Below are 21,193 nucleotides of genomic sequence, written 5' to 3' on the forward strand. Positions count from 1 at the left end.
ATCAGCCAACGTATTGCCCTCGCGATCGCCGAAGCCGGGCTGCCGCACGACCAGTGCATGTTCTGCGAGCGCCAGGGCCTGCCGATCCTGCCGCTGCGCCGCGCCCTGGTGCCGGATACCCGCCCCGAGTGTGTCTCCACCGTGGCGGATAACCGGCATATCTCGACAAAGATCGGCTTGCGCACCTTGCGCAGGGGCTTCCTGTATGTGCTGCTCGACCAGCAGGTCTGGCATGCCTATGCCGTCAGCGAGCAAGGTCATCTGCGCCGCTTCAACCCCTACGAGCCGCCAGATGGCCCGCCTTCGCCGCTGCCCGAAAAATGCGTGAACGCAGATCACGACATTCCTTCGGCCTTTCTCAACCTCGATACCGGCAGGTACACCAGCGCCTGGCTGGCCTTCTCCAGCGATCCTTGGCCGGTGAGCGTGCTGAACGCCTACAAGAGGGGGGAGGCGCCCGCCCACCGCTTCGAAGGTCTAGACCTGATCCAGGCCCGCAACAATCCCGAACTGCTGGGCATCGCCATGACGCCCGATAAGCTTGGGGTCGACCAGCAGGTGTTCGAGTACGCCCAGCATGGCTGTGCCCCCTTCGACAGTGCGCATGGCTTCCACAGCCGCTGGTTGCGCCGGTTCGCCCTGCGAGGGTATCTGGTCAATGCGATCAACCGGCACAAGCTGGAAAACGGCGTGCTGGCAGTGGTGCTCGACGACACCGTCGGGCTGATTCAGGAGTACAACCATCAGCGGCTGAACTGGGTACTGAAGCGTCAGGCCTGGCGTGAAGAACCGATGCGCGCCTATCAGCTGCAGACCTCGCAGATCCTGCAGATCATTCGCGCCACGCACAGGGAATGGGCGGCGCAGAAGGTGCCGTCGCTGGAACCGATGACGGGTGATGGGCCGCCGGTGTTCACCGACCCGGCAGTCGAGCGGCAGCTGTTGGTCGAGCGTGCGCAGCAGGAGAGTGACGAGCGGCTTGAAGAGCGCTACCACGAACCGCAGCGGGCCGCGTTCCAGGCTGACTATGAGCAGCAGGAACGTGAGTTTCAGCGTTACATCGACAAGGACGCGCAGGCGTACGTTGCCTTGTTCGATACGCCCATGTTCAAGGTGGCCGAGGCGTACGACTACGACGGTAATGATCGTGAGTCCGGGGTGGCCTACGCCAAGACCATGGCCCTGTGCCTGGGCGGTGGGGTTACGGAAGCTGTCGTCCCCCGCCTTGAACCGCATGTTCCCGCTTCCGGCACCAGCGAACTGCTCTGGCTGAAATGGCTGCAGGACCCTGACAGCCCGCCCTACCGTGCCTTGCTGATGCGCGACCAGGCACTGCTGGCCGGGCTGCTGCCCAGTTTCTCCGCCACAGAAGCGATCAGCTGGAACGACAGCGACAAGCTTTACGGCATGCTGAGCAAGATCATCGCCAGCGATGACGCCGGCTTGCGCATGCGCAATACCCTCAAGCAGGCCATTGCTGAAACGCAGAGCGCACTCAATGCGGCCAGTCAGCGGCTGGCGCCATGTTTGTCACCTGGTATTCAGAAGGCTGTGCGGCATTTGAACAGTGCCACGCAGTTTCTCTACAACGGCGTCCACCTGATCGAGCTGGAAGTGAAGATGAAGCTGGGCGAGTACTACGCCTTGCAGAGCGCCCACCTCCGGGAGTTGCAGCATAAGGCCAACGCGTCGATCGCCGAGGCGCGGGACCGGATGCACCGCAATATCGATGACTTCGAGTTTGGCTCGATGAAGGCCATGCGCAAGGTGCGGCCGATCATCCAGCACGGGCTGATGAGCCTGGCCGTGCTCGACCCGCGGTTCACCAATACGATGATCAGCGTGACGGTGTGGGTCGAGGGCAAGGCCGAGGAAGTGCATGGGCGGTTGTTCAAGGAGGCCAGCATGGGCGTGACCCAGGCGAGCAGCGCGGCGCAGCTTGCCTTGGTGGATATCTCGGTGGCAGCGGGGACGCTGGACACAAATGCACGCAAGGTATTGCAAGGTTTGCGGATCACTTCTCAACAGGCGACGCAGTTGGTACGGACCAGCTTTAACGGATTGCGGGGGGTGGTGGGTAGCTGGGAGTTGTTGCTGGCGATGGGAGGACTTTATTTGCAAAGTGATAGTTTGAATAGGAACCAAGCGAAAGCTGAAGCGGAACTCGGGCCCAAAGCCACGGAAGCCATGATGGCCTTGAATGGCGTACGAATAGGCATCTTGGGCGGAAGCATTGAAGCGCTTGGGTTGGTTGTAATTTCTGGAGCTTCAGAAATCCAGCGTATGCGAACGCTGTCTTTTGCTGCTGAACATAAAATTACAAACTTGGTAAAAATCGGACGTGTGGTAGCTAGAATCGGAGCGATTATCAATGCAGGATCTGGCGTTTTTGACGCTTTACAAGCCATAAGCGCTGTAGGCCGTTCAGCAAAAAATGGTGATGATCGCGCATCGAGACTCTATAAATACGCAGGTCTTCTATTTGGCATTGGTGTAGTTGCTTCGGTTGCTGCAGTTTTCAAACCCTTATTGCTAGGGGTGTTAGGCATAGCACTGGTGTCAGGCTTGGGTGCATATGCATTAAGCAAGTGGGCCGAGGAGAACGAGTCGTCACCGCTCGACCGTTGGGTTAGACGGTGTTACTTCGGGAAGGCTAACGAGGTACCGGTTGTCCACTGGAACGTCCCTGAATATGCGGATCTAGCCTTAGCAGAGCTCAATGCTGCTGTATTGGGTATCACTGCAAACGTTAAATTCGAAACTGACATTTCAGGCATTCTATCTAACACCACGGTGGGTAGCACACTAGGCTTAACTGTCCAACAACGTGTAAGTTATTTAATTACCCTTCCTTACTTTAACGAGAAAAGTTCAGGCCTTTACTGGGAATTGCAAGCTCACCGCCAAGGTGATGGCCTGTTCCCCGACTACGCCAAAGGCCAAGTCATTATAGGTAGCGCATCAAATCTGCCCGCGACCACCAAGAAGGAAATGATAAGCCGTTCGAATGAGCAATACAACCCACTCAAACATCCGGATTACGAAACCAGCAGTATTGAGCAGAATGAAACTGATCGCGTAGTCGCTACAACTGCTGGGAACGTGAGTATCAGGCAATGTTTTGGAAGATTCGATCTGACTCCATACATTGACAACCCTACTATTACTGCCGTGACGCTATCCTTGTTATTTTGGCCTGATCGAAATATGCCTAACGTATATGTTCAGGTAGTTTCCACAGAACTGAATGCATGAAAGGAGAAAGAAATATGCTGCCTAGCCGAGGGGTTGGCTGGAAATATGATCTTCCCCCGAATGATACTGCACCCACGCAGCGCGAGGTGTCTTTGGCATCCAATTTAAAGATCAATCGGGCCGGGCGTATATTCATCGAATTTTCCCGTTCATCGGTCAGCGCGCGAGGGATATCTTTTTTTGGAGGCTTGATTATTTTAATTTATACAATGACTTTTATCGTACCCGACATCGTCACTTCCCTCCTCCATGACTGGCAATCGGGAATTGAAATTACGACCATAGGCATCATGATTGTAACTCTTTCAACCTGGGCTTTTTTTCCATTGTTTCGTATGGACCTACGACTTCCTCGCGATGAACCCATACGCTTCAATAGAGCACGCCAAAAAGTCTATTTTTACGAGTACAGGTTTGATCGCCTACACCCCTTCGGCAGCAAGGGTTGGGGGGTAAAACCCGTGGCCTATGACTGGGCCGACCTAACTGCCGAGGTCTACAGGGTATACGCCCCAATGGGCTACGGCGGCCTCATTGAAAATGTAATGATATCGGTTCGTAAAACAGACATCGAGGAAGTCATCGACCGCCTGTTCCTGTGTGACGACATAGAGCAAGGCAAGCAGTATTGGGCACTGGCACGTTTGTACATGCAAAGTGGCTATGACGCTCTTCCTGACTCTCTACGCCCTTTTCAGGGTCAGAAGATTGGCAATGGTCTGAACCCTATGCAATACCTCGCCCCCAGGGTCCGATGGCCAGCGAAAATCGACTTGGAGTCTCGCAGCGCACCGACAACAGATGAAGTCGTCTAAACCCTTAGCGCGAGGTGCTGAGGGCACGGTAAGCACCCTGCTGCTACACGCTCTGCCTAGATGCCAAGTGGGTACATTGGGGTTTGTGCAAAGAAGATTAACGAGTGAAACGTGATGATGAAGTTTTGTGCGAACGTGCTTTAGGCTGGAGTCATGACCTTCCCAAGGTGGATGAAGTGCCAAAATGGCGGAGCGTATGGGCGAGTGTCAAGCCGGCACCCAATTATTTCGATGATGTATATCTCGAGTTACCACGGAGCAGCACCATCCTTCGAGGCGTCATATTTTTAGTTGGGGCTCCGGGCTTGATTTTTATTCTAGGATTGACGCTTTGCTTCTACTGGGGTCTTTTACATGACGGTTGGCAGCGCGATTGGTTAATAAACATATCAATAATTTTTCCTCCGGTCATGCTGTGGGTTTTGATTCCCTATATCAGACTTGATCTGGTTACGCCTAGAGACGAGCCAATTCGCTTCAACCGACTACGCCAAAAAATATATATTTATGAGTTTCGATATGACCGTATCTTCATCTTCAGCCGCAAACGCTGGGGCGTCAAACCGGTAGCCTACAACTGGGACGACGTAACCGCCGAAGTCTACCGAGTTTACGCCCCCGGCCACGGTGGCCTGATCGAAAACGTCATGCTGTCGGTCCGCAACCCGGAAACCAACGAAGTCATCGACCGTGTGTTCTTCACCTATGACCTCTACAAAGGCGAAGCCTACTGGGCCATCGCCCGACTATTCATGCAGCAAGGCCCCGAAGCCCTGCCGAAGTTCGTACACCCACCCCGTGACTGGAACGATGACGATGGCCTGAGCCACATGCATTGCCTGGCACCCAAGGTTCATTGGCCGGAGGACATTGACCGTGAATCCCGCACTGCCCCATCTGACTGAGAAGGCCGATGCTTTGAAGCAGTGGTTTTATACGGCCCGTGACAGATGCCGAATCTATCTAAATATGGCGGCATGATCCGGAACTAAACTAACAAGTGGCACTTGTTTGCGAGGATAGGATCATGGCCTATGTCGATTGGCGATTGCGCGGCGCAGGGGTCGACCTTTGCAACTGCGATTATGGCTGCCCCTGCCAGTTCAATGCCTTGCCCACCCATGGCACTTGCGAAGCGGCAGTGGGCTATCACATCGAGGAGGGGTACTTCGACGAGGTGTCGCTGGCCGGCTTGAATGTGGCCTGCACCTTCGCCTGGCCTGGGCCCATCCACGAAGGCGGTGGGCAATGCCAGGCCTTTATCGATGAACGCGCCAACGATGCCCAGCGCCAGGCATTGCTGACCATTCTCAGCGGCCAGGAGCAGGAACCCACGGCCTTCTTCGCCATTTTTGCCAGCACGGTGCAGACCATGCACGCACCGCAGTTCGTGCCGGTTGAGGTGCACACCGACCGTGCCGCACTGACCGCCAGCATCCACGTGCCCGGGGTGCTGGATGGCCGGGCCGAGCCGATCCGCAACCCCGTGGACGGATCGGTGCACCGGGCCAGGCTGGTGCTGCCAGAGGGCTTCGAGTTCGGCGAGACGGACTGCGCCAGCGCCACCTTCAACTGCTCCGGGGCGGTGAAGCTGGACTATGCCGGGCGCAACGCCATGCTCTACGACCTGTATATGGGGCCAAATGGCATCATCCGCAGCTAGTCGCTGGCCAGCCCCGGGCGCGCTGCTGACCGGCGCGCTGGTGCTGATGATCAGCGCGCTGGGTTGGTGGTGGCACGTCGAGCAGGCAACGACCATGGCGGCGATGGGCGAGATGCAGATGCCACCCACCGCCTGGTGGTCGCGCCAGGGCGCGCTGACCCTGCTGATGTGGTTGGCGATGATGCAGGCGATGATGCTGCCGGCCGCCCTGCCGGTGTTCCTGCTTTACCGACGCTGCCTGGTGCGCGACAGCGCCGGCCCATTCAAGCTGCTGCTGTTCTGCGCGGCCTATGCGCTGCTCTGGTGTGGCTTCGCCCTGCTGATGACCCTGCTGCAGGCCCTTGGCGAATGGCTTGGCTGGCTCGATCCCATGACCCTGCGCCTGCCACCGCTCATGGGTGCGCTACTGCTTCTGCTGGCCGGTGGCTACCAGATGAGCCAGGGCAAGGCCGCTTGCCTGGAGCATTGCCAGAGCCCGCTGTTCTTTCTTCAGCACCATGTACGCCCGGGCCTTGGCGGCGCCTGGAGGCTGGGGTTGCAGCATGGCCTGTACTGCATCGGTTGCTGCTGGGCGCTGATGCTGGTGCTGCTGGTGGTTGGCGCCATGAGCCTGTGGGGCATGGCCGCGCTGGCGATGCTGGTTCTGGCGGAGAAAGTGTTGCGGTTGGGCGCGGCCTGGCGCCGCTACAGTGGCGCCCTGCTTATCGCTGGTGGTCTGCTGCTGGCGTTCTGGCCGCATATCTGACACCCCGCCCGGGCCTACCCGGGCGGGGTCCAGCGGTACCACGCCAAAGCCCTTGGCGTCAGGCCAGCGCCTCGCGGCTGTGCTGGCCGTCGACCAGGCGTTGCAGGCCCAGCGGGTTGGCGTTTTTCAGGGCGTCGGGCAGCAGCGCATCCGGGTAGTCCTGGTAGCACACCGGCCGCAGGAAGCGGTCGATGGCCAAGGTGCCGACCGAGGTCCCACGGGCATCGGACGTGGCCGGGTATGGCCCGCCATGCACCATGGCATCGCACACTTCGACACCGGTCGGGTAACCATTGACCAGCAGGCGCCCGGCCTTGCGCTGCAGCAGCGGCACCAGCGCGGCGAAGCGCTGCAGGTCTTGTGGCTCGGCAATCAGCGTTGCCGTCAGCTGCCCGTGCAAGGCTTGCAGCGCGCGGCGCAGTTCGGCTTCGTCGGCCACCGCCACGGCCACCGTGGCCGGCCCGAACACCTCCTCCTGAAGCAACGCATCACCGTCAAGCAGCAGGCTCACATCCGCCTGGAACAGCTGCGCCTGCGCCTGGTCGCCAGCCTGGTCGGCGCCGGCCAGATGACGCACGCCCGGGTGCTGGTGCAGGCGTTGCACGCCCTGGGCATAGCTGCGCAATGTACCGACATTGAGCATGGTCTGCCCGGGCTGGTCGGCCAGCTGCGCACCAAGGGCCGCCAGGAAGTTGCTGAACGCCTCGCCGGCAATACCGATGACCAGCCCGGGGTTGGTGCAGAACTGCCCGCAGCCCAGCACCACCGAACCGGCCAGCTCCCTGGCTACCTGCTCGCCCCTGGCCTGCAAGGCCGCAGGCAAGACCAGCACCGGGTTGATGCTGCTCATTTCGGCGAACACCGGAATCGGCTGCGGGCGCGCTGCAGCCAGCTCGCACAGCGCACGGCCGCCCTTGAGCGAACCGGTGAAGCCCACGGCCTGGATCGCCGGGTGGCGCACCAGCGCTTCGCCGACACCGGCACCGTAGATCATGTTGAACACGCCCGCGGGCATGCCGGTGGCTACTACCGCCCGCTCGATGGCCTCGGCGACCCGTTCGGCAGTGGCCATGTGGCCGCTGTGCGCCTTCACCACCACCGGGCAACCAGCGGCCAACGCTGCGGCGGTATCCCCCCCAGCAGTGGAGAAGGCCAGCGGGAAGTTGCTGGCGCCGAACACGGCTACCGGGCCGACGCCGGTGCGGTACTGGCGCAGGTCAGGGCGCGGCAGCGGCTGACGCTGGGGTTGGGCGCGGTCGATGCGCGCACCCAGGTAGTCGCCACGACGAAGCACCGAGGCGAACAGGCGCATCTGGTTGCTGGTGCGCACGCGTTCGCCCTGGATACGCCCGGCCGGCAGTGCGGTTTCGCGGCACACGGTGGCGACAAAGGTGTCGTCCAGCGCATCCAGCTGGTCGGCAATGGCATCAAGGAACTGCGCACGGCGCTGCGGGGCCAGGGCGTTGTATTCGGCGAAGGCCGCTTCGGCTGCCTGGGCGGCGGCGTCCACTTCCTCCGGGGTGGCTTGGGCAAAGGCCTGCGGAAGGGCTTCGCCGGTGCGCGCGTCGAGGCTTTGCAGGCGCACGCTGCCGGTGGCGCTGCGCTGGCCGCCAATGAAATTGCTTCCAGACATGGTTGGCTCCTGTAATTGAGAAAGACGGTTCAGATGCTCGTGGCGGTAAGGGGGCTGCTGCGCAGCCCATCGCAGGCAAGCCAGCTCCTACAGGGTAACTGTGGGAGCGGGCGAGCCCGCGAAGGGGCGCAGAGCGGCCCCGATTCAGCAACTGGCTGGCAGCGGGCTCAAAGGCTTCTGACCACCCCGGGGCGAACCTGCCCGGGCGCGGCGGCAATGCCGTTGCGCAGCGGCTGGCCGAAGGCGTCGAGGCTGACTTCGAAGGTGTCGCCCGGGCGCGCCTGGATGCCGTCGGCGAACGACAGCGTGGCAGTGCCGAAGTAATGCACGTGGATATCACCGGGGCGCAGGAACTGGGTGTACTTGAAGTGGTGGAACTCTAGGTTCTCGAAGCTGTGGCACATGTTCTGCTCGCCCGAGAGGAACGGCTTGCGCCACAGTTCCTGCCCGTCGCGCAGGATGCGGCTGGTGCCTTCCAGGTGGGCCGGCAGCGCCCCCAGGCGCAGCTCTGGGCCGAAGCTGCAGGCGCGCAGTTTGGAATGGGCCAGGTACAGGTAGTTGCGCCGCTCCATCACATGGTCGGAAAACTCGTTGCCCAACGCATAGCCAAGGCGGTAAGGCGTGCCGTCGGCACCGATCAGGTACAGCCCGACCAGCTCTGGCTCCTCGCCGGCATCCTCGGCGAACGCCGGCAGCGGCAGGTCGGCGCCAGGGCGCACGACGATGCCACCGTCGCCCTTGTAGAACCACTCCGGCTGCGCGCCCTCCTCGCCTGCCGGCGGCCGACCGCCATCGAGGCCCCACTGGAACATGCGCATGCTGTCGGTCACCGCGCCTTCGGCCTGCTGCTGATGCATCTTGTCGCGGGTTGCGGCGCTGCCCAGGTGGGTCAGCCCGGTGCCGGTGACCAGGCAGTGCGCCGGGTCCGAGTGGTCCAGTGGTGGCAACACGCGGCCTTCGGCCAGCAGGGCCAGGTAGTCGTGGCGCTCGCCCAGGCCGGCAGCCTGCACTTCAGCGGCCAGGTCACGGCCGGCGGCAATGGCTTGCAGGGCCAGCTGGCGGGTGCTGCCAGCGCCCTGCACCTGCAGGGCGTAATCGCCTTCCACCACGCCCACGCAGCGCTCGCCGGTGGCGGTTTCAAATTGGATCAATCGCATATTTGTGCTCGCTTCTCGGTTGCGAAAATTAGCGGGAGGCTTCGGCTGCCCGCGAGGAAGCCAGGCGCTGGCGGCGCTCCAGGCGGTTGTAGACAACCCCGGTGAGCAACAGCCCGAACAGCATCACCACGGCCAGGAAATACAGCCCCGACGAAAGTTGCCCGGTGTGCTCCTTGAGCGCGCCGATACCGAACGGGCCCAGGTAGCCGCCGAGGTTGCCGATCGAGTTGATCAAGGCGATGCCGGCTGCAGCGCTGGCCCCGGAGAAGAACCGGCCCGGCAAGGTCCAGAAGATGGCGGTGCAGGAGAACAACGCGAATGCCACCAGGCACAGCGCTGCCAGCTGCATGACCGGCACGCTAAGCCAGGCACTGAAGAACAGGCCGATCGCACCCAGGGCATACAGCAGGCCGAGGTGGCCATAGCGGTCGTTCAGGCGGTCGGAGCTGCGCGGCACGATCAGCAGGCCGATGATGCCGAACAGGTAAGGCACGGCCGAAACGAAACCGGTGACCAGGTCACTGCCGCCAAACTGGTGGATCAGCGTGGGCAGCCAAAGACCCAGGCCGTAAATGCTCAGGGTCACCGGCAGGTAGAACAGCGCCAGCAACAGCACCCGGCTGTCCTTCAGGGCATGCAACGGATTGCCATGGCGGGTCTGGCCGAACTCGCGCAGGTCGTTGGCCAGTTGTTCCTGCAGCCAGCTGCGCTGTTCGTCGCTGAGCCAGCGCACCTTGGCCGGGCTGTCTGGCAGCAGGCGCAGGGTCGGCCAGGCCAGCAGCACCGCGGGGGTACCGATGCAGATGAACAGCCATTGCCAGCCATGCAGGCCGTAGATGCCATCGAGCCCCAGCAGCGCGCCCGAGAGCGGCCCGGTGATCAGCATTGCCAGCGGCTGGGAGAGGATGAAGAAGCCGAGGATCTTGCCGCGATGGCGCACCGGGTACCACTGGGTGATGTAGTACAGCACGCCCGGAAAGAAGCCCGCCTCGGCCGCCCCCAGCAGAAAGCGCATCACGTAGAAACCGTTGGGCCCGGTAACGAAGGCCATGCCGACGGTGATCGCGCCCCAGGTGACCAGGATGCGGGCGAACCAGCGGCGCGCGCCAAAGCGGTCGAGCAACAGGTTGCTCGGCACCTCGAACAGGAAGTAACCAATGAAGAAGAGCCCGGCACCAAGGCCGTAGGCCGCGTCACCCAGGCCGATGTCGGCGCCCATGTGCAGCTTGGCGAAGCCCACCGCGGAACGGTCGACATAGGCCACCAGGTAAAGCAGTACCAGAAAAGGGATGAGTTTCAGTGTGATCAGGCGGACTAACCGCTGCTCCTGAATCATGGCGATGTCTCCAATTGTTCTTGTAATGGGTACAGCACCTGGCCGGGGACTTTTTGGCAGACCTCTGACCTGGGTGAATGATCTTATAGTATTACTAATTGAGCCAACAAGCCTTCACAGAGACCATTTTTATCAGTACAGTCGATCGCACAACGACAAATAGTAATACTAATTAGGTGTTCCCATGTCTGATAACAAACGCCCACTGCGCTCCGCCCAATGGTTCGGCACCGCCGACAAGAACGGTTTCATGTACCGCAGCTGGATGAAGAACCAGGGTATTCCGGACCACGAATTCCAGGGCAAGCCGATCATCGGCATTTGCAACACCTGGTCGGAACTGACCCCGTGCAACGCGCACTTCCGCAAGATTGCCGAACACGTCAAAAAGGGCGTGCTGGAGGCTGGCGGCTTCCCGGTGGAGTTCCCGGTGTTCTCCAGCGGCGAGTCCAACCTGCGCCCCACCGCCATGCTCACCCGCAACCTGGCGAGCATGGATGTGGAGGAAGCGATCCGCGGCAACCCGGTGGACGCCGTGGTGCTGCTGACCGGCTGCGACAAGACCACCCCGGCGCTGCTGATGGGCGCGGCGAGCTGTGATGTGCCGGCGATCGTGGTTACCGGTGGGCCGATGCTGAACGGCAAGCACAAAGGCAAGGACATTGGCGCCGGCACCATCGTCTGGCAGATGCACGAGGCCTACAAGGCCGGCCAGATCGACCTCAACGAGTTCCTCTCGGCCGAGGCCGGCATGTCGCGCTCGGCAGGTACCTGCAACACCATGGGCACCGCCTCGACCATGGCCTGCATGGCCGAAGCGCTGGGCACCTCGCTGCCGCACAACGCCGCCATTCCGGCGGTGGATGCACGCCGTTACGTGCTGGCCCACCTGTCGGGCATGCGCATTGTCGACATGGTGCGCGAAGACCTGCGCCTGTCGAAAATCCTCACCCGCGAAGCCTTCGAGAACGCCATCCGCGTCAACGCCGCCATCGGTGGCTCGACCAACGCGGTGATTCACCTGAAGGCCATCGCCGGGCGTATCGGCGTGGACCTGCAACTGGAAGACTGGACCCGCATCGGCCGCGGTACGCCAACCCTGGTCGACCTGCAGCCTTCGGGCCGTTTCCTGATGGAAGAGTTCTACTACGCCGGCGGCCTGCCTGCGGTCATCCGCCGCCTGGGCGAACACGGCCTGCTGCCCAACCCTGCCGCGCTGACGGCCAACGGCAAGAGCCTGTGGGACAACTGCCAGGCCGCACCGCTGTATGACGAAGAGGTGATCCGCCCGATCGACAAGCCGCTGGTGGCCGATGGCGGCATCTGCATCCTGCGCGGCAACCTGGCGCCCAAGGGCGCCGTGCTCAAGCCCTCGGCCGCCACCCCGGCGCTGATGCAGCATCGTGGCCGCGCCGTGGTGTTCGAGAACTTCGACGACTACAAGGCACGCATCAACGACCCCGAGCTGGACGTGGATGCCAGTTCCGTGCTGGTGATGAAGCACTGCGGGCCCAAGGGCTACCCGGGCATGGCCGAGGTCGGCAACATGGGCCTGCCGGCCAAGCTGCTGGCCCAGGGCGTGACCGACATGGTGCGTATTTCCGATGCCCGCATGAGCGGCACCGCCTACGGCACCGTGGTGCTGCACGTGGCGCCGGAAGCGGCAGCTGGCGGTCCGTTGGCTGCCGTGCGCGAAGGCGACTGGATCGAGCTGGATTGCAAGGAAGGCCGGCTGCACCTGGACATTTCCGACGAGGAACTGGCCGGCCGCCTGGCCGACCTGCAAGCCCCGCCACAGTTGATCAGCGGTGGTTACGCCAAGCTGTACCTGGACCACGTCATGCAGGCCGATGAGGGTTGCGACTTCGACTTCCTGGTCGGATGCCGCGGGGCGGCGGTGCCCAAGCACTCGCACTAAGGCCTGAAGCCTGTCGTTTAGCGTCATTGGGGCTGCTGCGCAGCCCATCGCCAGCAAAGCCGGTGCCATCCTCCGCGTCGCCTGCTTCGCGGGCGCGCCCGCTCCCACAGGTCCGGCGCAGGCTTCGGGCTCGCGCTGTACCTGTAGGAGCGGCTTCAGCCGCGAACACCGGCGTAGCCGGTGCCATCCACCGCGTCGCCTGCTTCGCGGGTGAACCCGCTCCCACAGGGACGGCGCAGGCTTCAGGCTCACGCGGTACCTGTGGGAGCGGCCGTGGCCGCGAACACCGGCGTAGCCGGTGCCATCCACCGCGTCGCCTGCTTCGCGGGCGCGCCCGCTCCCACAGGGACGGCGCAGGCTTCAGGCTCACGCTGTACCTGTAGGAGCGGCTTCAGCCGCGAACACCGGCGCAGCCGGTGCCATCCACCGCATCGCCTGCTTCGCGGGTGAACCCGCTCCCACAGGGACGGCGCAGGCTTCAGGCTCACGCGGTACCTGTGGGAGCGGCCGTGGCCGCGAACACCGGCGCAGCCGGTGCCATGCACCGCGTCGACGCGCTAATGCTATGATGCTGCCCCCGCCAGAAGGATCCGCCCCGCCCCACATGAACTACCGCCAACCCACCACGCGCAAGAGCATGCACGCCACCCTGGTCCAGGACCTTGGCGTACAGATCGTATCCGGCCAACTCGCACCCGGGCAGAAGCTGCCTTCCGAGGCCAGCCTGTGCGAAGCCTACGCGATCAGCCGGCCGGTGTTCCGCGAGGCGATGCGCGCCCTTACCGCCAAGGGCCTGATCGAGGCCCGCCCGCGGGTGGGTACCCTGGTTCGGCCGCGCCATGACTGGCACATGCTCGACCCGGACGTACTGCACTGGCTGATGCAGGCCACGCCACAGCAGGAATTCTTCAACATGCTGAGCAGCGTACGCTGGGTCATCGAACCCGCCGCCGCCGCACTGGCCGCCACCAACGCCAGCGCCGACGACGTCGATTCGATCGCCGAGGCCTACCAGCGCATGGAAGCCGCCCGCAACCATGAAGAGCGCCTGCAGCCGGACCTGGACTTCCACGCCCGTATCGCCGACGCCACCCACAACGACCTGCTGGCCTACCTGTGCAACATGCTGTCGATGGCGCTGCGCGAGTCGGTGCGCTACTCCAACCAGCGGGCGAATTTCGACGAACTCGCCCTGCCCCGGCACAAGGCGATTCTGACCGCTATCCAGAACGGTGATGCGCTGGGCGCGCGGCATGCTTCACTGGTACAGCTTGAAGATGCCCGCGTGGCCCTGGCCAAGGTACTGGGGCAGGACCCGACGAGCTGAGGTATCGACCGGGCCCACCTCAGCCACCGGGCCCGCCGATCAGAACACCGACCAGCCGATCCGCGAACTGAGCAGTTCGAGCGCCGCCATCCCGGCCAGGGAGTTACCCGCCGCATTCAACTCCGGCGACCACACGCACACGGTGAATTGCCCCGGCACGATCGCCACAATCCCGCCCCCCACGCCACTCTTGCCCGGCAACCCCACCCGATAGGCGAAATTCCCTGCTTCGTCATACAACCCGCTGGTGGCCATGATCGAGTTCACCTGCTGGGTCTGGCGCCGGGTCAGAATCTGCTCACCACTGTGCTTGCAGAACCCATCGTTAGCCAGGAAACAGAACGCCCGAGCCAGATCAAGGCAGTTCATTTGCAGCGCGCAGTAACTGAAATAGCTGCGCAGCACCGTCTCCACCTCGTTATGGAAGTTGCCGAACGACTGCATCAGGTAAGCCATGGCCGCGTTGCGCGCACGGAACTGATACTCCGAGTCGGCAACGCGGGCATCGATCGCGATATGGGGATTGCCCGATAGCCGCCGCACGAAATCGCGCATCGACAACGTGGGTGCAGCGAAGCGCGACTGGTTGATATCGCAGATCACCAACGCACCCGCATTGATAAATGGGTTGCGCGGCCGACCGCGTTCGAACTCCAGCTGTACCAGCGAGTTGAACGGCTGGCCGGAAGGCTCATGGCCAAGCCGCTGCCAAATGGCTTCCCCGGAGTGCCCAATCGCCTGCACCAGGCTGAACACCTTGGAAATACTCTGCACCGAGAACGGCACCAGCGCGTCGCCTGCACAGTAATAGCTGCCATCGTTGCCATAGACCGCGATGCCCAGCTGGTTCGCCGGCACATCGGCCAGCGCGGGAATGTAGTCAGCCACTTTGCCCTTGCCGATCAAGGGACGTACTTCTTCGAGAATCTCGTTCAACAGCGTTTGCATGGAAGGCCCTGTATCAGTCCCCAGACGACGGCTAAGGGGTAGCATTCTTGACGAAGATCGAGCGAAAGAAATCACACTCCCGGCAAGAAATTGTCGGCCGACCGTGCATCACGCCATGGCCTATGCTGTGCTTGTTTAGACGGTCCAAAGACAGCCCGGTACCGAAGCCAACCAAGGAATGGAGGACCCACGATGCCAGCTTGCCCCTTGCCCGCTGACGAAGCGCTGCGCCAGCGCACGCTCGACGACATGAACCTGGTCGACACGCCAGCCGAGCATTACCTGGATACCCTGGTGCGGCTCACCCAGGACCTGGCCCATGTGGACACTGTGCTTATCAGCCTGATCGACCAGGACCGACAGTGGTTCAAGGCCCGCATAGGCCTTGAGGCAAGCGAGACGACGCGCAGTGTTTCGTTCTGCGGCTACGCCATTCTCGGCGAGGATACCCTGACGGTGCCCGACGCCCTGTGCGACGAACGATTCGTCGACAACCCGCTCGTGCTGAACGCGCCCTACATCCGCTTTTACGCCGGCCACCCCTTGCGTGCTGGCAACGGTAAAGCCATCGGCACGCTGTGCATGTTCGACCCCCGCCCGCGTGTGCTCAGCGAGGCTCAGCAAGCAAACTTCAGGGACCTGGCCACGCTCGCCGAGGGGTATCTGCAGCTGCGTACCTTGGCCCAGGTGAACCGCGATCTGCGGCTTGAAATGGATCGCGAGCAGCGCAAAGCCCTGCTCGACCCTTTGACACAACTGTGGAACCGCGGCGCGTTGTCGGCGTTTGAAGCGCATGAACGGCGATTGGCCGAGGTGAACGGCTTACAACTGGGTGCGGTTTATGCCGACCTGGACCACTTCAAGTCCATCAACGACAAGTACGGCCATGGCGGCGGTGACAAGGTGCTTTGCGAAACGGCCCGTCGCCTGCGCGCGGCACTGCGCCCCGATGACCTGGTGGTGCGGCATGGGGGTGAGGAGTTTGTTGCAATTTTGCAGGTGAAGGACAGCGAAGAGCTGACCCGGATTGCTGAGCGGATTCGCGAACAGGTGGGTGCCAGCCCGATGCAGTTGCCCTGTGGCCAGTTGAACGTAACCCTGAGCATCGGGTGCACCCTGTTTGCCAAGGGAGAAACGCTGGATGACGCGCTGGAACGCGCTGACAAAGGGCTTTATGACGCCAAACAGAATGGACGAAACCGGGTTGTCTACATAGCGCCACCTCTCTGAGACAGGCACGATCCGGGCTGTGCAGCATCTCTTCCCGCATCTCAGCCCGGCTATTCACTGCCCAAGAGCCCGCCCCACTCGGCACTCCCGTTCCGCCAAAGCTGGATTATCTGAATGCCCCAACACAGCGCTCAAACCCTGCGCGCCCCCCTGTGGGAGCGGGCGCGCCCGCGAACACGGGCGCAGCCCGTGCCATCCACGGTAAACCCGCTAAAAAAGCTGCAAGCCACTCATCAATAAGCAGAACCGCACACAAAAGGTCTCCACGAACAAATCCGCCCTCAAAACTGCCCACATCTCCCAGAATTAGCAGGTCCCCCTGTAGGAGCGGCTTCAGCCGCGAACACCGGCGCAGCCGGTGCCATGCCCACACCAGATTCTTCCCCGCCCAAACGCAATACTCAGGGCCATGAGACCACAGCTACCCGACTCCAAAACCCAAGGCCTGGCACCTTGCCCAAAGGCACCAACCAAATCGATCAGCCATATGAAGTTCCAGGACAACTGGCCAACGCCCAAAACAACCTGCCAATCGCCCCAAACCCCGTCACTGCATCCCTACCCCGCCAGCCCCGACCTCATCCATGAAATCCGCAAGAAACACTTCAAGCCGAGCATGGCGCTCAGCAGCCAGCCGAGCCCCTTCAGCAGTTTTAAACCCTGACGCAAGCTTGAGCAGCTTGGTATGAAAGTGCTCGACCGCATACGCCTTGTCCTGATACTCCCTCCCCCACGCCGCGGGGTTCTCGAAATCGTACAGCGCCGACCCCATTCGCCCGGAAACGTAAAAACACCGGGCGATACCCACTGCACCTATGGCGTCCAGGCGATCGCTGTCCTGAAGAATCCTGGCCTCAAGGGTGAGTGGTTCGAAGCCAGCCGAGTAGCTGTGGGTTTTGACTGCATGCGCCACCTGTTCGATGCGCTGCAAGGGCCAGCCCATATCAGCCAGGATTGACGCCGCTCTTTGTGCGGACAGCGTTGACGCCTGCCCACGCAAGGGCGAGTTCTTTTCTACTGCGACACAATCATGCAGCACAGTCGCTGCAAGCAGCACTTCCAGGTCGCCGCCTTCTACGCGCTGTATCCGTTGTGCGTTGACCCATACGCGATGGATGTGGGACAGGTCGTGGGAGCCATCTGGCTGGTCAGCCGGTAGATACTTCAACAGGTCAGCGGCGAAGCGCTGGAAAGGGGCAAAAGCTTCGATAGTCATCTTCGGTGCATTCCATGGGCTGTGACTTGGCGTCCGTTGTCAGGGGCTGGCCCGTGACCTGCCTTGGTCCAGATGCGAGCGGGTCAGTTTCAAGGCTTGAGTGGCGAAAGTCCATGCTGGAGCGTTGGTTGGTATCGCGACATAACTGGATACAGGGATTCGTGAGTGGAAAGCTTTTTGAGAGCCACAAACCGTTAACAGAGCAGCCGATGTTGCAGGCAGTGAAGGTGAATGGGCAAAAAAAGTCAGAATTAACCCCTTCCTTGTAGGCCATTTCCCAAAGATACTCCGTGCGCCTGTTTTTCGTTGCACATGACCAACGTGGATTTTAGTCTCGGCTCGTCGCTGCCAATTCAGCGACCGGTTTTGACGGACCGATGACGCTGTCCTCATGTGCACACTTTTATGGTGGCTGTACGTGCGGGCACCCTGTGGTGCGCCGAGTGCCAACGTCTCGGTCCGTCAACCCGCGTACAGCTACCACCCCATTGCTTGACGGCATGGCCGTGGTAGTTCCTCCTTCTACGTTGGAGCTTCACCATGCTCAAGATCGTTCCAGATCCTCCACACAAGACTCTCTGCCTTGAAGACACCCTGATCCAAGCCACGGACTACGCGCTATGCGCGGCGACCGTTGTGCATCAGGCAATGCTGCTGCAGCCCAAATCGCCTGCGTCGATTTTGATGATGACCTCAATGCATGAACTGGAGACGCTGCGAGCTTTGCTTGAATCTGCGCTGGTCCAAGTACAGATGCCCACTGAGCCTAGGACTTTGCACTAAGGCTTCATTTATGTGTCGCCTGGGCTGCCCCTATCGCCAGCAAACAAGGCCCCACATGGATCTAAGCTGCGCCACAGATCTCGAGGCCTATGCAGTATTTGTGGGAGCTGGCTTGCCGGCGATGAGGCCAGACCAGGCACTAGAGATTTCGGGGAGACTGAACAATGTCTACAGAAGAAACCAAATTCACCGTCGGCAAAACCACCTTCTACCAAGGTGAAAACCAGACCCATCCGCTGTTCCGCATCGAAGCAGGCATCCCCTGCCAGAGCGCCCGCGAACAGGCCTCGGAGCTGATGGGCTATGCACGGGATATGACTCTGGACGGCTTGATGGAAGACAAACCCCAGCTGATCTGGGCTTCGCATTACCTCTGCGCATTGGCTAAGGCGCTGATGGATGATGCCGAGCTAGGCATGATGAAAAATCATTGAAGCACGCGCGGTTATAGGCCTAAAAAAGCCCTCTGGTAGCAGGCTTGTATTGCGAAAGGGCCGCAAAGCGGCCCCCAGCACCCAATACCCCAGCGTAACTCCGTAAATAGTCACTACAGCAGACATCGTTTTTTAGAGGCGCTCAAAACGCACCTACCACCAAAAATCAAATACGCATTGACATTGCTAGTATTTTCCGGAGTAGCTACAAACTAGCTGCGCTATGATCGGCCCTTGTACCAAGGAGACGACTGCGCTTAGAAGAGCCATCGCTAAGAGCGTATTCGCTACAGCCCGCATCCATCCGAAATCATGCAACTCTTTTATAACCCGGACCATATGAAGCGTGAAGAAGAGATACCCTACACCTACCACCGCATCTGATACGCGTGTCAGGTGGCTCTTCTGAATGGCCTCCGTGACAGCACTACTGTAATCCAGCGACGCGCAGTTTTGCGCCAAGGCACCGAAGCGCGCGCCGAGGGCAGGGATCTCAAACACCTTCAATATCACGATCCAAATCGAGAGATAGAAAAAGGTGTTTATGCTCACCATCACATGCTGTCGCGTCCTGAACATAGCAGCTCCGATCCCGAAGCATGCGCCATAAATTACGATTAAAATCCAATTAATCGTGGTCATCACTACCGCCATCTCCAGGCTCGGTCTGACTCCAGCTAACCGCAGTGACGGCAGACCCAGTAGACCAAGTAGTGCAGCGGCAAATAGCCCAAAAAGCCAAGCACGAGGGCAGATGTCAGCCCTGGTTTTCATTCGACACATAAATGTTTTGTTCGAACTTAAAAGTGTTCGAACATCTGAGGCAGTGGCGCAAATCAATGGCCACACCCTAAGGAACAACAACTCTGAAATCTTTTCCATAAGCCTGCAATATTCCCCCTTAGAATTCAGAGCCGAGAGTCAGAATGGGGACATTATTGAAAATACTCACGGAAGCTTGCCCTAAAATCCAATGGTTTTAGGTAAAGCTGACTCGATAGATCGCCTTGCAAGATAAAAAGCTTCGGCTCGCCGCCAAGCTGGAAAACTCGATAAAGGTAAAACTGATTCCCTGCTTCTGCAGAGAACTCCAATTCATTATGACTCACAATAAATGGAGATGAGATCCCTCCATTCGTCGCCTTTACCTCGATATAGCGATGGTGAACATCGCTCTCAAACGATAGGATGTCGTAGCCAGCACCATCACCTTGCGTGTCCGAGATCCACTCCAGCTTTTGGAACAACTCAGGATGCCCCATCTCAGTCAGGCGATGCTGCTCATAACCAATCACCCAATCCTCGCCCAATCGTCCAAGTTTTCGATTCGCTTCGTCCCGAGCGGCGTAGTCAAGCTTGCGCGGTAGACGTTGTCGATTACGTGTCGGTGCAACCAGCTTGCGCCGCTCTTCCATAACCGGAGCTTCGACCAGCACTGCCGAGTAAGACCTCTGTGCCGGAGTCTTGACCTCCTCCAACCCATCGACAATCTTGCCCACATCTGCCGAATGTCGACGCACGTAATCTTGAACAGCCTTCCGCAATAATAATTGGCTGTTGCCGCGCGGTTTGTAGCCTTGGATAAAAGGCAAGCCCATGCCTGCGAGTACAGCACTGATGTTCTGGTGCTTAAGCTCTACGGACGCTTTGCTTCGGCCTCTCAACTGCTTGCGCAAGAGTTCGTTGTGCCCGGACTTGTTGAACGCCAAGCCATCAGCTTCTAAACGGAGCATTTCGAAATAGTCAGCGACCGTGGCCTGGACCTCATTTTCCGTCCAATCCTCCCCAATCCGTATAACGTCAAAACCCAAAGCCTGGAGCAGCGGAACCACGGTCATTTCACCGCCAGAGAAATCCTCGGCCCTAAGCACGCCTTGATTAGGAAACTGCTTACCAAAGGCAACACCCACGATCGCCTTCGAGTCGCATGGCTCCCCGCTTCGAGGGTTGCGAACCATGTAGTCTCTGGACTTACCGAAACCATAGCGTTTGAGGAACGCCACCCGACCCAGATGCGAAAACTCATCCATTGCAGCCTGTACGGCGGCGGGGCTTTTCAGGAGGGAAAGCTGGGGCACTGGCTAAGCATCCTTGCGGTGATTTTCGTCGCCACTCTCAGCTTTTTCCTACGCAAAATCAAGCCGCACAAGGCCGCACAACCGGCTCACAACGGCGTGTTTACCTATCACGCACTCTTGTCCTATGCCGTCAGACGCACCAAGTGTTAACCGCACCAAAGATGCGAGACAAGCAGGACCGGTCAATTCGCGGTTACAAAACTTGCATGAAAATGGAACCGGAAGAAACACGCGCGCTGGTGGACCTGATCATCAAGAATACCTACCGGATCTTGATGACACGTGGGATGAAGGGCTGCTATATCTACTGCAGTGTCGAACAGACTACGCATTACTTCCGTTGCCGAGCGAGTTCGGTTGAGTTGAATCCATCAACAATTACAACTAAACCGATCGCCACGCTAGCCTATGAAAACGCGTTAGGTATTTAACGACTCAAGAAGAAATATGTGTTAGTGGAAATTTGAAAATCACTTCCGCCCTCTGAAAAAAACGCTGCCCCTGCGATTTATTGAAAGGAAATAGTGCGAACATGACGATGCCCATATGGTGGCTGCAAAGCCACCAACTGGACTCGTTCGCTAGCGAGAAAGAAGTTCCAACTAAGGCTATCCCATATCGTACCTTGATGGGGGGGGGCGGGAGCCCAGCTTAC

The 21,193-nt window shown here is 60.1% G+C and carries 18 protein-coding genes; 11 read left to right on the top strand and 7 right to left on the bottom strand.

Annotated elements, in window-relative coordinates; translation table 11 throughout:
- The 5 genes from ACLCGK_RS28540 to ACLCGK_RS28560 form a co-directional block, all read left to right on the top strand.
- The coding region (locus tag ACLCGK_RS28540) for a T6SS effector BTH_I2691 family protein (RefSeq protein WP_410953411.1) at window positions 1-3,255 on the top strand (3,255 nt) is incomplete at its 5' end.
- A gap of 14 nt (window positions 3,256-3,269) precedes the next feature.
- Window positions 3,270-4,070 carry a DUF6708 domain-containing protein gene (locus tag ACLCGK_RS28545; RefSeq protein ID WP_410953412.1) on the top strand — a complete coding sequence of 267 codons (801 nt, stop codon included), beginning with the start codon at window positions 3,270-3,272 and terminating at the stop codon, window positions 4,068-4,070.
- A 104-nt stretch (window positions 4,071-4,174) separates the two neighbouring features.
- The gene (locus ACLCGK_RS28550; protein ID WP_330872947.1) at window positions 4,175-4,975 is read left to right on the top strand and encodes a DUF6708 domain-containing protein; all 801 of its coding nucleotides are present in this window, start codon (window positions 4,175-4,177) and stop codon (window positions 4,973-4,975) included.
- A gap of 122 nt (window positions 4,976-5,097) precedes the next feature.
- Window positions 5,098-5,733, top strand: coding sequence for a DUF1326 domain-containing protein (locus ACLCGK_RS28555; RefSeq protein ID WP_410953413.1), 636 nt, complete (start codon window positions 5,098-5,100; stop codon window positions 5,731-5,733).
- Window positions 5,714-6,478 carry a DUF2182 domain-containing protein gene (locus ACLCGK_RS28560; RefSeq protein WP_061302508.1) on the top strand — a complete coding sequence of 255 codons (765 nt, stop codon included), beginning with the start codon at window positions 5,714-5,716 and terminating at the stop codon, window positions 6,476-6,478. Before ACLCGK_RS28555 ends, ACLCGK_RS28560 begins: the two co-directional genes overlap by 20 nt.
- 58 nt (window positions 6,479-6,536) lie before the next feature.
- Here the strand turns inward: ACLCGK_RS28560 and ACLCGK_RS28565 are convergent, their stop codons facing one another.
- The 3 genes from ACLCGK_RS28565 to ACLCGK_RS28575 form a co-directional block, all read right to left on the bottom strand.
- A complete protein-coding gene (locus ACLCGK_RS28565; protein ID WP_410953414.1) occupies window positions 6,537-8,111 on the bottom strand; it encodes an aldehyde dehydrogenase (NADP(+)) in 1,575 nt (524 codons plus the stop codon).
- 167 nt (window positions 8,112-8,278) lie between these two features.
- Entirely contained in the window at window positions 8,279-9,268 is a 990-nt protein-coding gene (gene araD1 / locus ACLCGK_RS28570) for an AraD1 family protein (RefSeq protein ID WP_410953415.1), read from the bottom strand.
- Between the two features lie 28 nt (window positions 9,269-9,296).
- The gene (locus ACLCGK_RS28575) at window positions 9,297-10,604 is read right to left on the bottom strand and encodes an MFS transporter (protein ID WP_013972014.1); all 1,308 of its coding nucleotides are present in this window, start codon (window positions 10,602-10,604) and stop codon (window positions 9,297-9,299) included.
- A 184-nt stretch (window positions 10,605-10,788) separates the two neighbouring features.
- On the opposite strand from ACLCGK_RS28575, the gene ACLCGK_RS28580 reads away from it, so the two are divergent.
- Together ACLCGK_RS28580 and ACLCGK_RS28585 are read left to right on the top strand one after the other, a co-directional pair.
- Window positions 10,789-12,522: an IlvD/Edd family dehydratase gene (locus ACLCGK_RS28580; RefSeq protein WP_085721294.1), complete on the top strand. Its 1,734-nt coding sequence runs from the start codon at window positions 10,789-10,791 to the stop codon at window positions 12,520-12,522.
- Window positions 12,523-13,126: 604 nt separating this feature from the next.
- Window positions 13,127-13,849 carry a FadR/GntR family transcriptional regulator gene (locus ACLCGK_RS28585; protein WP_024086746.1) on the top strand — a complete coding sequence of 241 codons (723 nt, stop codon included), beginning with the start codon at window positions 13,127-13,129 and terminating at the stop codon, window positions 13,847-13,849.
- A gap of 39 nt (window positions 13,850-13,888) precedes the next feature.
- On the opposite strand, the gene glsB is transcribed toward ACLCGK_RS28585, so the two are convergent.
- Window positions 13,889-14,797: a glutaminase B gene (gene glsB, locus ACLCGK_RS28590; protein ID WP_015269909.1), complete on the bottom strand. Its 909-nt coding sequence runs from the start codon at window positions 14,795-14,797 to the stop codon at window positions 13,889-13,891.
- 192 nt (window positions 14,798-14,989) lie between these two features.
- Here glsB and ACLCGK_RS28595 point away from each other — a divergent pair, with 192 nt between their 5' ends.
- Entirely contained in the window at window positions 14,990-16,027 is a 1,038-nt protein-coding gene (locus tag ACLCGK_RS28595; RefSeq protein ID WP_189121753.1) for a sensor domain-containing diguanylate cyclase, read from the top strand.
- Window positions 16,028-16,574: 547 nt separating this feature from the next.
- Here ACLCGK_RS28595 and ACLCGK_RS28600 read toward each other — a convergent pair.
- Window positions 16,575-17,243: an HD domain-containing protein gene (locus ACLCGK_RS28600; protein ID WP_410953416.1), complete on the bottom strand. Its 669-nt coding sequence runs from the start codon at window positions 17,241-17,243 to the stop codon at window positions 16,575-16,577.
- Between the two features lie 540 nt (window positions 17,244-17,783).
- Between ACLCGK_RS28600 and ACLCGK_RS28605 the strand changes: the two genes are divergently transcribed.
- Both ACLCGK_RS28605 and ACLCGK_RS28610 read left to right on the top strand, forming a co-directional pair.
- On the top strand, window positions 17,784-18,026 hold the full coding sequence (locus ACLCGK_RS28605; RefSeq protein WP_039614809.1) for a hypothetical protein: 243 nt from the start codon (window positions 17,784-17,786) through the stop codon (window positions 18,024-18,026).
- Window positions 18,027-18,190: 164 nt separating this feature from the next.
- Window positions 18,191-18,460, top strand: coding sequence for a DUF3077 domain-containing protein (locus tag ACLCGK_RS28610; protein WP_100414104.1), 270 nt, complete (start codon window positions 18,191-18,193; stop codon window positions 18,458-18,460).
- Window positions 18,461-18,646: 186 nt separating this feature from the next.
- Here ACLCGK_RS28610 and ACLCGK_RS28615 read toward each other — a convergent pair whose 3' ends face one another.
- Window positions 18,647-19,102, bottom strand: a complete 456-nt coding sequence (locus ACLCGK_RS28615; protein WP_410953417.1) for a hypothetical protein — start codon at window positions 19,100-19,102, stop codon at window positions 18,647-18,649.
- Between the two features lie 293 nt (window positions 19,103-19,395).
- Window positions 19,396-20,538 (bottom strand): DUF3883 domain-containing protein, encoded by a 1,143-nt coding sequence (locus tag ACLCGK_RS28620; protein WP_410953418.1) that lies wholly within the window; start codon window positions 20,536-20,538, stop codon window positions 19,396-19,398.
- Between the two features lie 161 nt (window positions 20,539-20,699).
- Here ACLCGK_RS28620 and ACLCGK_RS28625 point away from each other — a divergent pair, with 161 nt between their 5' ends.
- The gene (locus ACLCGK_RS28625) at window positions 20,700-20,969 is read left to right on the top strand and encodes a DNA/RNA helicase domain-containing protein (protein WP_410953419.1); all 270 of its coding nucleotides are present in this window, start codon (window positions 20,700-20,702) and stop codon (window positions 20,967-20,969) included.
- Window positions 20,970-21,193 lie beyond the last annotated feature (224 nt).

It is taken from the genome of Pseudomonas sp. S1(2024), assembly GCF_046557535.1.